Origin of the sequence: Kocuria arenosa, from assembly GCF_042879215.1 — a bacterium.
Classification (GTDB): Bacteria; Actinomycetota; Actinomycetes; order Actinomycetales; family Micrococcaceae; genus Kocuria; species Kocuria arenosa.
Window position 1 is genome coordinate 130,072 of the sequence record NZ_JBHZTA010000003.1, and the last position, 12,809, is coordinate 142,880.

The 12,809-nt window shown below is 73.9% G+C and carries 13 protein-coding genes; 7 read left to right on the forward strand and 6 right to left on the reverse strand.

Features of this window, described 5'->3' with window-relative positions:
- Positions 1-61 precede the first annotated feature (61 nt).
- The 7 genes from ACFYE3_RS06610 to ACFYE3_RS06640 all read left to right on the forward strand — a co-directional run bounded on the left by ACFYE3_RS06610 (position 62) and on the right by ACFYE3_RS06640 (position 5,791).
- Positions 62-283 (forward strand): hypothetical protein, encoded by a 222-nt coding sequence (locus ACFYE3_RS06610; protein WP_368822958.1) that lies wholly within the window; start codon positions 62-64, stop codon positions 281-283.
- Between the two features lie 103 nt (positions 284-386).
- Positions 387-1,259, forward strand: a complete 873-nt coding sequence (locus tag ACFYE3_RS06615) for an N-acetylglucosamine kinase (RefSeq protein WP_387607242.1) — start codon at positions 387-389, stop codon at positions 1,257-1,259.
- Positions 1,260-1,293: 34 nt separating this feature from the next.
- Positions 1,294-2,208, forward strand: a complete 915-nt coding sequence (locus ACFYE3_RS06620) for an EamA family transporter (RefSeq protein WP_387607244.1) — start codon at positions 1,294-1,296, stop codon at positions 2,206-2,208.
- A gap of 44 nt (positions 2,209-2,252) precedes the next feature.
- Positions 2,253-2,459: a hypothetical protein gene (locus ACFYE3_RS06625; RefSeq protein ID WP_344123675.1), complete on the forward strand. Its 207-nt coding sequence runs from the start codon at positions 2,253-2,255 to the stop codon at positions 2,457-2,459.
- Between the two features lie 87 nt (positions 2,460-2,546).
- Entirely contained in the window at positions 2,547-3,656 is a 1,110-nt protein-coding gene (locus ACFYE3_RS06630) for an NAD(P)/FAD-dependent oxidoreductase (protein WP_387607246.1), read from the forward strand.
- Positions 3,657-3,739: 83 nt separating this feature from the next.
- Complete coding sequence (locus ACFYE3_RS06635; protein WP_387607247.1) at positions 3,740-4,768, forward strand: ion channel; 1,029 nt, start codon at positions 3,740-3,742, stop codon at positions 4,766-4,768.
- 237 nt (positions 4,769-5,005) lie between these two features.
- The gene (locus ACFYE3_RS06640; protein WP_387607248.1) at positions 5,006-5,791 is read left to right on the forward strand and encodes a VOC family protein; all 786 of its coding nucleotides are present in this window, start codon (positions 5,006-5,008) and stop codon (positions 5,789-5,791) included.
- Positions 5,792-5,809: 18 nt separating this feature from the next.
- Here the strand turns inward: ACFYE3_RS06640 and ACFYE3_RS06645 are convergent, their stop codons facing one another.
- The 6 genes from ACFYE3_RS06645 to ACFYE3_RS06670 form a co-directional block, all read right to left on the reverse strand.
- Complete coding sequence (locus ACFYE3_RS06645) at positions 5,810-6,622, reverse strand: hypothetical protein (RefSeq protein ID WP_387607250.1); 813 nt, start codon at positions 6,620-6,622, stop codon at positions 5,810-5,812.
- Positions 6,619-7,413: a ferritin-like domain-containing protein gene (locus tag ACFYE3_RS06650; RefSeq protein WP_387607253.1), complete on the reverse strand. Its 795-nt coding sequence runs from the start codon at positions 7,411-7,413 to the stop codon at positions 6,619-6,621. The genes ACFYE3_RS06645 and ACFYE3_RS06650 overlap by 4 nt, the downstream gene beginning before the upstream one ends.
- Positions 7,414-7,518: 105 nt before the next feature.
- Positions 7,519-8,991 (reverse strand): rhamnulokinase, encoded by a 1,473-nt coding sequence (locus ACFYE3_RS06655; RefSeq protein ID WP_387607915.1) that lies wholly within the window; start codon positions 8,989-8,991, stop codon positions 7,519-7,521.
- A 5-nt stretch (positions 8,992-8,996) separates the two neighbouring features.
- The gene (locus ACFYE3_RS06660) at positions 8,997-11,042 is read right to left on the reverse strand and encodes a bifunctional aldolase/short-chain dehydrogenase (protein WP_387607256.1); all 2,046 of its coding nucleotides are present in this window, start codon (positions 11,040-11,042) and stop codon (positions 8,997-8,999) included.
- Between the two features lie 155 nt (positions 11,043-11,197).
- Complete coding sequence (gene rhaI, locus ACFYE3_RS06665; RefSeq protein WP_387607258.1) at positions 11,198-12,364, reverse strand: L-rhamnose isomerase; 1,167 nt, start codon at positions 12,362-12,364, stop codon at positions 11,198-11,200.
- Complete coding sequence (locus ACFYE3_RS06670) at positions 12,361-12,744, reverse strand: L-rhamnose mutarotase (protein WP_387607261.1); 384 nt, start codon at positions 12,742-12,744, stop codon at positions 12,361-12,363. Before ACFYE3_RS06670 ends, rhaI begins: the two co-directional genes overlap by 4 nt.
- Positions 12,745-12,809 lie beyond the last annotated feature (65 nt).

Genomic DNA, 12,809 nt, shown 5'->3' on the forward strand with positions numbered 1-12,809 from the left:
CGCTCCGGACAGTGCACCATGGAAGAACACACGAACGAAAACTTGGATGGGAGGTGGCGGAATGACCGCTGCTGAGAAGTGGATGACCGACCTGAGCCAGATCCAGCCCGGCGACCGGCTCGAGATCTGGGACGAGTTCTACGAGAGCTGCGTCGGCACCGTGGGGCAGGTCTCGCACCCCCTGGGGGTCCTGTGGATCCTCGAGGCCGGCACCGGCGTCCGCCGGCTGTTCTCCTTCGAGGGCTGCCGCCTGCGCCCCGCGCCCCTGGCCCTCGCGGCCTGACCGGACACGGTCCACGACGCCCGATCGGCCCGGTTCGCACCGGCACCCGGTCGGGCGTCGTCGTGCCCTGGGCCCGTCCGGCCGCGCACGGCAGGATGGGGCCATGAGCATCCTCATCGGCCTGGACATCGGCGGCACCACGACCCACGGCCTGCGGACCGAGGACGGCCACCCGGTGCGGGAGGCGGTCGGCGGCAGCGCGAACGTGCAGAACGTCAGTCCCGTGGAGGCCTCCCGCGCCCTGGCGGACGTCCTCGGCGAGCTGGGGGCCACCGCCGCGGACGTGGTCGTGGCGGGGGCGGGCGGCGTCGACACACCCGCGGACGCCGAGGCGCTGCGCGCGCTCATCGCCCCGCACACGGGTGCGGCGCGGATCGTCGTCGTGCACGACACCCGGCTGGTCCTGGCCGCCGGCGGGTGCAGCACCGGCATCGCGGTCATCGCCGGCACCGGCTCCGCCGCCTGGGGCGCCGCCCCGGACGGCCGGGAGGCCCGCGCCGGCGGCTGGGGGCACCTGCTGGGCGACGAGGGCAGCGGCTACTGGCTGGGCCGCGAGCTCGTGCGCCGTGCCCTCGCCCGGCTCGACGACGGTCTGCGGCCCGACGCCCTGGACGCCGCGGTGCTGGCGCACTGCGGGCTCACCGAGCCCGGGGCGCTCATCGAGCGGTTCCACGGCGGCACGGACCGAGGGTTCTGGGCCGGGCTCTCCCGGGTCGCCTTCGAGGCCGCCGGGCACGACGACGACGCCCTGCACCTGGTGGACCGCGCGGCCGGCGCGCTGGCCGACCTCGCCGCCACCGTGTCCCGGCGGCTGGACCTGTCCGGCCCGGTGGTGGTGGGCGGTGGCCTGGCACGGCACCAGCCGCTGCTGCGGCGCCGGTTGCAGGAGGCCGCCGCGGCCCGCGGGCTCGGGGAGCTGCGGGTGCTCGACCGCGACCCCGTGCACGGCGCCCTGGCCCTCGCCGACCGCCGGTGACGGAGGAGCCGTTCCCGGGCCCTACCCTGAACGGGTGACCACCCTCGCTCCCGCCCGCAGCCCGAGACTGCGCCCGACCGTCTACGTGCTGGCCGCCGTCGTCTCCGTCCAGTTCGGCGGGGCCCTCGCCGCCGTCCTGGTGCCCCTGATCGGGGCGTCCGCCACGGTGACCATGCGGCTGCTCATCAGCGCGGTGATCATGTTCGCCGTCATCCGGCCGCGGCTGCGCGGCCGCAGCCGGGAGGCGTGGCGGTCCGGACTGTTCTTCGGGGCGGCCTTGGCGGGCATGAACTTCGCGTTCTACCAGTCCCTGGCCACCCTGCCGCTGGGCGTGGCCGTGACCATCGAGTTCCTGGGCCCCCTCACGCTGTCCGCGGTGCTCTCCCGCCGTGCCCGGGACGTCCTCGCCGTGGCGGCGGCCCTGTGCGGGATCGTGCTCATCTCCCAGGCCCTCACCGTGCCGTGGGCGGAGCTCGACCTCGCCGGCATCGCCTGGGCGGCGCTCGCCGGGGCGGGCTGGGCCGCCTACATCTTGGGCAGCCGGTCCGCGGGCCGGCACTTCGACCAGCTGGACGGTCTCGCCGTGGCCCTGGTCGTGGCCGCCGTCCTGGTCACCCCGGTGGGCGTCCTCACGGCGCACGCCCCCGCCCTGACGTGGGGCGTGCTGGGCGCGGGGGTGGGGATCGCGATGCTCTCCTCCGTGGTCCCCTACTCCCTCGAGCTGCTGGCGCTGCGGGCCATCCCGCCCAAGGTCTTCGGGATCCTGCTGAGCCTGGAGCCCGCGGTCGCAGCGCTCGCGGGCCTGCTGGTGCTCGGTCAGTCGCTCGCGGGCCTGCAGCTCGTCGGCATGGGCCTGGTGGTGGCCGCGAGCGCCGTGGTCATGGTGGGCGGGGACACGCCCGAGCTCGGGACGGACGCCCCGGCGAGCCCGGCACGCACGGAAAAATGATCAGCCACCTGTTCAATGTCGGACGTCCGTGGTGGGATGGTGCCATGGAAGCCAACGAGATCATGGACCGCATCCGCTCCGCCCGGGACCACGCCCTGGAGCAGGAGCGCGAGGAGCGCAGCAACATCGCCGACGCCGACACCGCGGACAAGCAGGGCGCCGCGAGCGTGCGCCTGGCCACCCGGCAGGCCGTGCGGGAGGCCCTCGACGACATCCTCGGCGAGAGCACCGACCCCGAGCAGGACGGCTGAGGGCCCGGGCGGCCGAGCTCTCGGACGACTGAGCACCCGGACGACCGAGCACCCGGACGGCATGACGAGCATCCCTGGAGCACTTCGATGATCCGCACGGCCGTGGTCGGCGCGGGCATCGTGGGCCTCGCCGCCGCGCACGCCCTGCGGGCGCGGGGCGTCGACGTCACCCTCTACGAGTCCGGGCCGCCCGGCGGCGGCCAGTCCGCCGGGCAGGGCCGGATCTTCCGGCACGCCCACGAGGACCCCCGGCTGGTGGCGTTCGTCGCCCGCAGCCGGGCCCTGTGGCGGGAGTGGGAGCAGGAGTTCGGCGTGGAGCTGGTCTCCCCCGACGGCGCCGTGGCGATCGGGGACGGCGTCGAGGAGAAGCTTCGCACCCTGGAGCCGTTCGCGGACGTCCCCGTGCGGCGCCTCTCGACCGAGGAGCTGCACGGCCTGCTGCCGCTGCTGGCCGACTGGACCGGCCCCGCGATGCTCGACGTCCGCGGCGGCGCCATCCGCACCCTCGACGCCGTCGCGGCGCTGGCGCACCGGCTCGAGGCGTCGATGCTGCGCGAGCACGTGCTCTCGGTGCGGCGCACGAGCGCCCGGTCGGTCGAGGTGCGCACCGGGACCACCTGCGAGACCTACGACCACGTGGTGCTGTGCGCCGGTCGGGGCACCGCCCCGCTGGCCCGCGGCGCCGGGCTCGACCTGCCCGTGGAGGTCGGCGCGCACGTCCGCCTCACCTTCGCGCCGGCTCCCGGCGGACCGGGCCCCGGCGCGGGCCGCGGCCTCCCGACCTTCCAGGACGGCAGCGGGGCCTTCGGCGAGACCGGTGTGTACGCGGCGCCCTATCCCGACGGCCGCCACTTCTCGGTGGGCCTCAGCGCCGACACGCCGGCCCATCCGGACGGCGGCCTCGCCGATCCCGCGGCGCTCGCCGGCCTGGCCGACCGGACCGTGGCCTACGTGCGGCGCGCCCTGCCCGGCCTGGACCCGCGGCCGGTCGACCACGTGCACTGCTGGGTCACCCGGCTGCCGTGGGGCGACGACGGCGTGGGGATCTGGTCCGAGGACGGGCTCACCGCCCTGGCCGGGCACAACCTGTTCAAGCAGGCCCCCGCGCTCGGTGAGGCGCTCGCGGAGACCGTGCTGACCGGCACGGTCCCCGGCCATCTCCGGCACGAGGAGCGGCTGGGCCGTCCGGCCGGCTGAGGCCGCCGCACCGCGCCGTGGTGGCCGCCGACGCGGATCGGCGTAGGCTCGGTGGGGGCCCGCCGACAGACAGGAGATCACCGGTGCCGTTCATCCTGGCCCGTCTGGTCCGCCGGCTCGGCCGCTTGCGGGCCTGGGGGCTGCCGCTGCTGATCATTGCCACGGTGTTCCTCACCAGCTGGCCGCTGATGGCCTGGGCCGAGCCCCCCGAGAACACGATCAGCGCCGCGGAGAACTACTGGTGGTGGTTCCTGGTCACCGCCTCCACCGTGGGCTACGGCGACTTCTTCCCCACCACTCTCGGCGGCCACCTGGTCGGTGTGTACGTCATCGTCGGCGGCATCGCCACGCTGACCATCATCTTCACCAGGATCGCCGCCGCGATCGAGAACGCGAAGGGACAGCGCATGAAGGGCCGGATCGACCTCGGCATGTCGGATCACCTGGTGATCCTCGGCCACACGGCCGGCCGCACCGAGCGGCTCGTGCAGGAGCTCACCGGGGACGGCACCGGGCCCATCGCGCTGTGCGCGTGGGAGGACGTGCCGGAGCACCCGATGCCCGAGCACCCCGGTGTCGGGTTCGTCCGGGGGGACCTCGCCGACGAGGCCGTGCTGCGCCGCGCGGACCTGCACCGCGCGGCACGCGTCCTCGTCGACGCACGCGACGACAACGAGGCCCTCACGCTCACCGTGGCGGTCACGCACGTGAACCCGGACGCCCACGTCGTCGTGACGCTGCGCGACATGGGCCGGGCCCGCAACTTCTCCTACGTCGACGACGACGTGCGGTGCGTGCAGTGGCACTCGCCGCGCCTGGCGACCGAAGAGCTGCAGGACCCGGGCATCGCCGCGGTCTACGCCGAGCTGATGACCCACGGCGGACGGAACACCTACAGCGCCCGGCTGCCCGCGGAGCTGGCCGGCAGCGGCTTCGGACGGGTGCAGGAGGCCATGGGTCGCGGATTCGGCGCCACCGTGCTCGCCGTCCAGCACGACGGCGCGCTGCTCGACCCGGAGTGGGAGACCCCGCTGCCGGAGGGCTCCGTGCTGTACTACGTGGGCCGGCGCCGTCTCTCGGCGGAGGAGATCGCCGGCTGCGGCTCGGCCTGAGGCGGACGCCCGGGGTCCCCGGCCTCGTCCTCCCCCGGCCGCACCCCACCTCGTCGAACAGGCCTCCGCGCTCGGCGGGACGCCGGCAAGAGCCGTGCGGAGCGGGCCGTTAGCGCGTCCGACCGGGCCCCTAGCCTGGAACGTGTCGGAGGTCACAGCGCACCGTGTCCGGGTCCCGGACCCCGCGGAGGACCCCCGGCGGCACCGTTGCACCCGACCCCCGGAAGGACCCCCGTCATGACGACGCACACCGAACCCTGGCCGGCCGGCACGCCCTGCTGGGTGGACCTGATGGCCTCCGACCTGGGCCGCACCCAGGCCTTCTACCGCGACGTGCTCGGCTGGACCTACTCCGAGTCCCAGCCCGAGTACGGCGGCTACTGCAACGCCCTGCTCGACGGGCGGGCGGTCGCCGGTCTCTCCCCCACCATGGAGGGCATGGAGAGCGCCCCGCACGTGTGGTCGGTCTCCCTGGCCACCGAGGACATCTCCGCCCACGCCGCCCGGGCGGTCGAGGCCGGGGCCACACCGGTGTACGAGCCCATGGAGGTCGGACCCTTCGGCTCCATGGGGATGTATGTCGACCGCACCGGGGCGGCCTTCGGCATGTGGCAGGCCCACGAGCACACCGGCTTCGGCGCGTACGGGGAGCCCGGCGCGGTGACCTGGTGCGACCTCATGACCGACGACCCTGCCGCCGCCCAGGGCTTCTACGCCGCGGTCTTCGGCTACACGTACCAGGACATCGGCGACGAGAACATGCCCTACGCCCTGTTCACCGTTCCCGGCGGGCAGATGCCCGCCGGCGGCATCGGCGGTCTCGACCCCCAGGCCGGTGACGCACAGCCCGGCTGGTCGGTCGCCTTCCAGGTCGAGGACGTCGACGCCGCCGTGCGGCGCGTGCGCGAGGCCGGAGGGTCGGTCGACCGGGAGCCCTTCGACTTCGAGTACGGGCGGATGGCGGTCGTCGCCGGGCCCGACCGGGAGGTCTTCATGGTGATGACGCCGAAGGAGGACATGTAGCCCCTGCGCCGGGGCGCCTCAGGCCCGGTCGAGGCGCCCCAGCGCCGCGGCGACCGGTCGGGCGCCGGCCAGGCCGGGGAGAGCGGCGAGATCCTCGTCGAGTCCCAGCAGTCCGGCACGGGCGGCAGGATCGGCGAACAGCCGGCGGACCCAGACCCCGGCCGGCACGGGGTCGCAGTAGCGGGTGCCCGGCCAGCGCCACCGGGCGGTCCCGGAGCGCGCCAGTCGGCGCGCGTTCGCGCTGCGGGCCAGCCGCGTCCCGGCCTCCTCGGCGAAGAACACCAGGTGCCGTTCCTTGAGGCGCACGATCTCGAGGGCCGTCCCGGCCAGCCGGGGCTCGGTGGCGCCCAGTCGGCGGTAGACCCCGGCGAGCACGGCGGTGTCGAGCCCTCCGGTGGCCATCTGTCCCCCGGTGACGTCGGCGGCCAGGAGGTTGCTCGCCACCGCGTCGATCGTCGGCCGGGCCCGCTCGTCCCAGATCCGCCGCCACCGGCCTCCGGCCGTGTCGCGGGGTTCCCGCGCCGCGCGCCCGTTGGCGGCGAGGACCACGGCGAGGGTCTCGGCGAGCCAGTGCTGCTCGTAGGCCCACGCGGTGAGGAAGGCGGTCACCCGGGACTCGGCGTGGGTGGGGGTGACCAGGAGGTCCCGCAGCCGGTCCAGCAGACCGCGTTCGACGCACCACAGGTGCGCCAGCACGTCGAGCGTCTCGGGCGGGAGCCCGCGCAGGCTCTCCGGGTCGAGGTCCGCGGGGCGCAGCTCGTGCGGGTCGCGCGCGAAGGCGCGCACGTCGAACCGGGAGCCGCGCACGTCGAACGCGGCGCTCGCGCTCACGCCGGCACGCCCCGGGCGTCCAGGGCGTCGGCCACGACGGTCAGGCCTGCCATCCCGGGCAGCTTCGCGATCTGGCGGTCGATGGCCTCGACCTCCTTGCGGCCCGCCGCCCCGGAGAAGAGGTGGCCCATGACGTGGGTGACCTCGTCCTCGGGCGAGACGCCGGAGCCGACGGGCTGCCAGGCCGTGCGCAGGGCCAGGCGGGCCAGTTTTTGTGCCTTCGGGTTGTCCTGCAGCCGGGCGCGCGCCTGGGTCGTGTAGAACGCGATGTGCTTGGTCTCCTGCGCGGCGATGCGCCGCAGCAGCGGGGCGAGCACCGGGTGGTCCTCGAGCGCGGCCAGACGCCGGTAGGCGGCGGCCGCGGACCGCTCGTTCACCGCGCCCCAGAGCATGTGCACGGCGACGAAGTCCGCGCCCACGATGTTGGACAGCAGCGACTGCTTGACCGGGCCGACCCGGTCGCGCCAGCCGAGCTTGACCCGCTTGGCCTTGAGCTCGTCGAAGGCCACGGTGATGCCGTGCAGGGCCAGGACGTGGGCGAGGGCCTCGCCGTGCCAGAACTCCTCCCGGTTCCACATGGTCATGAAGGTGCTGACCTCCGGGTCCTTGCGGGAGGGGCTGACGAGCATGTCCCGCAGATAGCAGACGGTGTGGAACTCGACGTCGCACATGTACCGCAGCGTGCGCAGCGTCTCCGGGGGCAGGGGGTCCTCGCGCAGCGCGTCGAGCCCCAGGTCTCCCCAGTGCAGACTGGTGGATTCGTCGGCGAACCGGTCGATGTCGAAGGCCATGACGCCTCTTCTCCTCCTCGATGGGGTGGTCTCACGAGGATGTTCGGCGCCGCGGCGGCATCGGATGGGTCGGAGGAGAGCCGGACGGGGATGCGACCGCGCCCGCTACGGCCGGCGGGCGGGGCTGAGCACCCGCGGGACGTAGCGGACGGGCTCGAAGGTCCTGGCCACGAGGTCCCGCAGTGCCTCCAGGGTGCCGGAGAGGACGCCGGCGGCCCGCAGCTGCACCAGGACGTTGCCGATCGCGGTGGCCTCGACCGGCCCGGCGTGGACGGTGCGGCCGGTGCGGTCGGCGGTGAGCTGGCACAGCAGGGCGTTCTGCGACCCGCCACCCACGATGTGCACGGTGCGGATGCTCCGCCCGGAGAGCCGCTCGGCCTGCTCGATCGTGGTGGCGTACGCCGCGGCCAGGGACTCCAGGATGGAGCGCACCACCTCGGCGCGGGTGCGCGGGGGCTCGGCGTCGTGCTCCTGGCACCAGGCGGCGATGCGGGCGGGCATGTCGCCGGGGGCGGTGAAGCGGGCGTCGGTGGCGTCGAACACGGGCACGGGACGGGTCACGGCGGCGGCCTCGGCGAGCAGGGCCGCGAGGTCGCTGCTGCGCTGGGCGTCGGTGGCCCCGGGTCCGTCCCAGGTGCGCATGGACTCGGTGAGCAGCCACAGCCCGGAGACGTTCTTCAGGTACCGCACCCGTCCGTCCACGCCGCCCTCGTTGGTGAAGTTCGCCGCGCGGCTCGCCTCGCTGAGCACGGGCGCCTCCAGCTCGATGCCGACCAGCGACCAGGTCCCGGAGGAGATGAAGGCCGCGTCCTCGGCGGTGCTCGGCACGGCGGCCACGGCGGAGGCGGTGTCGTGGGAGCCCACGGCGGTGACCGGCAACCCCGGGCCGGCGCCCAGCTCGGCCGCCACCGCCGGCAGCAGCGCACCGATGGTGGTGCCGGGGGCGACGACGGGGGCGAGGAGCCCCCGGGCGAGCCCGAGCTCGTCCAGCAGCCCGGTGTCCCACTGTCCGGTGCGGGCGTCCAGCAGTCCGGTGGTGGAGGCGTTGGTGGCCTCGGCCACCTGCTGCCCGGTGAGCCAGTAGGCGATGAGGTCGGGGATGAGCAGGGCCCGGTCGGCCACGTCCAGGTCCCCGGCGACCCGGTCGGCGGCCAGCTGGAAGACCGTGTTGAACGGCAGGTGCTGCAGTCCGTTGCGGGCGTAGAGCTCCTCCGGCGGCACCTGCCCGTGCACGGCCGCCACCCCGGCGGCGGTGCGCTCGTCCCGGTAGTGGTACGGCACCCCGAGCATCCGCCCGTTCCGGAGCAGGGCGTAGTCCACCGCCCAGGAGTCGACGCCGACGGAGACGACGTCGTCGTCCCCCCGCAGGGCCTGGGCCAGACCCGCGGTCAGGGACCGGTGGAGCTCGGTGATGTTCCAGTGCAGCCCGGCCCGGTCCCCCTCGTGCAGGCGCACGGGCTGGTTGGGGAAGCGGGCCACGTGGCGCAGGCGCAGGCGCCCGTCCTCGAGGCCGCCGAGGATCACGCGCCCGCTCGTGGCCCCCAGGTCGACGGCGGCCACCGCCGCGGTGGTGCGCACGAGGCTCACCGGAGGAACGCGGCGGCCACGCCGGCGTCGACGGGCACGTGCAGCCCCGTGGTGTGGGAGAAGTCGGCGGTGCACAGGGCGAACACCGCGTTGGCGACGTTCTCGGGCAGGACCTCCCGCTTGAGCAGGGTCCGCTGGGCGTAGTACGCGCCCAGCTCCTCCTCCGGCACGCCGTAGACGGCGGCGCGCTTGGCGCCCCAGCCGCCGGCGAAGATCCCGGAACCGCGCACCACGCCGTCGGGGTTGATGCCGTTGACCTTGACGCCGTGCCCGCCCAGCTCGGCGGCGAGCAGCCGGACCTGGTGGGCCTGGTCGGCCTTGGTGGCGGAGTAGGCGATGTTGTTGGGGCCGGCGAAGATCGAGTTCTTCGAGGAGATGTAGACGATGTCCCCGCCCATGTCCTGGTCGATGAGCACGCGGGCGGCGTTCTTGGAGACCAGGAAGGAGCCCTTCGCCATGACGTCGTGCTGCAGGTCCCAGTCCTGCTCGGTGGTCTCCAGCAGCGGCTTGGACAGCGACAGGCCGGCGTTGTTGACGACCAGGTCCAGCCCGCCGAAGGCCAGGACGGCGTCGGTGATCGCGGCCTGCACGGCGGCCTCGTCGGAGACGTCGACGGCGACCCCGACGGCCACGTCGGTCCCGCCGAGCTCAGCGGCGGCGGCACGGGCCCTGTCCGCGTCCAGATCGGCGATGACCACGCAGGCGCCCTCGGCGGCCAGGCGGGTGGCGATGGCCTTGCCGATCCCCGATGCCGCGCCGGTCACCAGGGCGATCCGGGTGGCCAGCGGCTGGGGCTTCGGCATGCGGGCGAGCTTGGCCTCCTCCAGGGCCCAGTACTCGATGCGGAACTTCTCGGCCTCGTCGATCGGCGCGTAGCGGGAGATGCCCTCGGCCCCGCGCATGACGTTGATGGCGTTGAGGTAGAACTCCCCGGCGACCCGGGCGGTCTGCTTGTCCTTGCCGAAGGAGAACATCCCGACGCCGGGGACCAGCACGATCGCCGGGTCCGCCCCGCGCAGGGCCGGGGAGTCCTCGGTGGCGTGGCGGTCGTAGTAGGCCTGGTAGTCGGCGCGGTAGGCCTCGTGCAGCTCCTTCAGCCGGGCGATCGAGTCCTCGACCGGGGCGCCGGCGGGCAGGTCCAGGACCAGGGGCTTGACCTTGGTGCGCAGGAAGTGGTCCGGGCAGGAGGTGCCGAGCGCGGCCAGGCGCGGGTGCTCCGCGGCGGCGAGGAAGTCCAGCACCCGGGCGTCGTCGGTGAAGTGGCCGACCTGCGGGCGGTCGTGCGAGGCCAGTCCGCGGATCACCGGGGCCAGGGCCGCGGCCTTGGCCCGGCGCTGCTCCTCCGGCAGGGCCTGGTAGCCGTCCAGGACCGGGCCGAAGGGCTCGGGCCTGGAGTGCTGGTCGATGTAGGCCTCGGCGGTGTCGATGATCCAGCGGGAGCGGGTCTCGGCCTCCTCGGACGTCTCGCCCCAGGCCGTGATGCCGTGCCCGCCGAGGACGCAGCCGATCGCCTGCGGGTGCGCGTCCTTGAGCGCCGCGATGTCCAGGCCCAGCTGGAAGCCGGGGCGGCGCCAGGGCACCCACACGACCTTCCCGCCGAAGATCTCGGCGGTGAGCCGCTCCCCGTCGGCGGCGGTGGCGACCGCGATGCCGGAGTCGGGGTGGAGGTGGTCCACGTGCGCGGCGTCGACCAGCCCGTGCATGGCCGTGTCGATCGACGGCGCCGCCCCGCCCTTGCCGTGCAGGCAGTAGTCGAAGGCCGCGACCATCTCGTCCTCGTGCTCGACCCCGCGGTAGACGCCGGTCAGCGCACGGACCCGGTCCAGCCGGAGCGCGGCCAGGCCCTTCTCGGTCAGGGTGCCGAGGTCCCCGCCGGAGCCCTTGACCCACAGCAGCTCGACGTCCTCGCCCGTGACGGGGTCGGTCGCGGTGCCCTTGGCGGACGTGTTCCCGCCGGCGTAGTTGGTGTTCTTCGGGTCCGCGCCGAGCCGGTTGGAGCGGGCGATCAGGTCGGCGACGACGGAGTGGGTGATGGTGTGCATGATCAGGGGTCTCTCTCAGATCGGTCGGCGAGAAAAGCGGAAGGAGAACGGGTGGGGCAGCCCGGCAGGACCGGCATCACGGTGGCCGGAGGCAACCAGGGGTCCGCAGTCGGAACGCGGGGCTCCTGCCACGCGGCGAAGGACGCGGAAAGGTCTCAGGAGGCCCAGGAGGCCTGGGTGCCGCCGAGGCGCTCGGCGGCCAGGCGCTGCTGGTGGCCCGAGGCGGCATAAGCGGCCATCGGGTCCGCCGGCAGCCCCCGGGACTCCCGCCAGGCCGCCAGGGCAGGCCGGACGTCGGTGTAGAAGGCGTCCATCAGCACCTGGTGGGCGCCGAGCACGTCCCCGGTCTCCTGTGCCGCAGTCAGCGCCACCCGGTCGAGCAGCAGCGCGCGGGCGGTCATCTCCTGGACGTTGAGCACCGAGCGGATCTGGCCGGGGATCTTCTCCTCCACGTTGTGGCACTGGTCGAGCATGAAGGCCACGCCCGACGCCGGGTCCAGGGCCCCGCCGCGGACGACCTCGACCATGATCCGGAAGAGCTGGAAGGGATCCGCCGCCCCCACGATGAGGTCGTCGTCGGCGTAGTTGCGGGAGTTGAAGTCGAAGGAGCCGAGCTTGCCCAGCCGCAGCAGCTGCATCACGATGAACTCGATGTTGGTGCCCGGGGCGTGGTGGCCGGTGTCCAGGCACACGAGTGCCCGCTCCCCGAGGGCGGTGACCTGGGCGCAGGCCGTGCCCCAGTCCGGGACGTCGGTGTGGTAGAACGCCGGCTCGAAGAACTTGTACTCCAGCACCAGCCGCTGCTCCGCCCCGACCTGGGCGTAGATCTCGGCCAGCGACTCCGCCAGCCGGTCCTGGCGCCCGCGCATGTCCTGCTGGCCGGCGTAGTTCGACCCGTCGGCGAGCCAGATCTTCAGGTCCCGCGATCCGGTCGCGGCCATGATCTCCAGGCACCGCAGGTGGTGGTCGACCGCCTTGGCCCGCACCGCGGGGTCCGAATGGGTCAGGGAGCCGAACTTGTAGGCGTCGTCCTGGAAGGTGTTGGAGTTGATCGTGCCGAGGGCCACCCCCTGGTCGGCCGCGTACCGGGCCAGGGCCCCGTAGTCGTCGACCTGGTCCCACGGGATGTGCAGGGCGACGGTCGGGGCCAGCCCGGTGAACCGGTGCACCGTCGCGGCGTCGGCGATCTTCTCCTCCACCGTGCGCGGGGTGCCCGGGGTGGAGAAGACCTTGAACCGGGTCCCGGAGTTGCCGAACGCCCACGAGGGCAGCTCGATGGCCTGGGCGGCCAGCTGGGGCGCGATGTCGTCGAACGAGGTCATGAGGATTCTCCTGGGTGCGGGTCATCGGTACGGGTCTGTGGAGGGCGCAGGACCGGGAGCTGGTCCTCGAGGTGGAAGACCTCGGTCAGCCGCCGGAAGCCCTGGTCGGGTGGGGTGTCGAGATCCTCGAAGAACGGGGCCATCTCGGCCTGCCACCGTGCGTTCACCTCGGTGGCGGCCATGCCGACCTGGGCGGCGGCTAGGTCCTCGGTCTCGAGGTATCCGATCAGCAGGCCGTCCTCGCCCAGGAACAGGGAGTAGTTGCGCCAGCCCGAGGCGTGCAGGGCCCGGAGCATGTCGGGCCAGACGGACGCGTGGCGTCGGGCGTACTCGGCGAGATGTTCCTGCTTGACCTGCAACCGGAAGCAGACGCGTTCCATGTCCGTCCTCTCATCGAGTGGTGCTGGTGCTGGGATCTGTGGTGGCGGGTCCGTGGTGCGGGAAG

Coding starts and splice junctions, on each gene's coding strand:
- ACFYE3_RS06610 (WP_368822958.1), top strand. CDS start 62: ATGACCGCTGCTGAGAAGTGGATGACCGACCTGAGCCAGATCCAGCCC.
- ACFYE3_RS06615 (WP_387607242.1), top strand. CDS start 387: ATGAGCATCCTCATCGGCCTGGACATCGGCGGCACCACGACCCACGGC.
- ACFYE3_RS06625 (WP_344123675.1), top strand. CDS start 2,253: ATGGAAGCCAACGAGATCATGGACCGCATCCGCTCCGCCCGGGACCAC.
- ACFYE3_RS06630 (WP_387607246.1), top strand. CDS start 2,547: ATGATCCGCACGGCCGTGGTCGGCGCGGGCATCGTGGGCCTCGCCGCC.
- ACFYE3_RS06640 (WP_387607248.1), top strand. CDS start 5,006: ATGACGACGCACACCGAACCCTGGCCGGCCGGCACGCCCTGCTGGGTG.
- ACFYE3_RS06650 (WP_387607253.1), bottom strand. CDS start 7,413: ATGGCCTTCGACATCGACCGGTTCGCCGACGAATCCACCAGTCTGCAC.
- ACFYE3_RS06660 (WP_387607256.1), bottom strand. CDS start 11,042: ATGCACACCATCACCCACTCCGTCGTCGCCGACCTGATCGCCCGCTCC.
- rhaI (WP_387607258.1), bottom strand. CDS start 12,364: ATGACCTCGTTCGACGACATCGCGCCCCAGCTGGCCGCCCAGGCCATC.
- ACFYE3_RS06670 (WP_387607261.1), bottom strand. CDS start 12,744: ATGGAACGCGTCTGCTTCCGGTTGCAGGTCAAGCAGGAACATCTCGCC.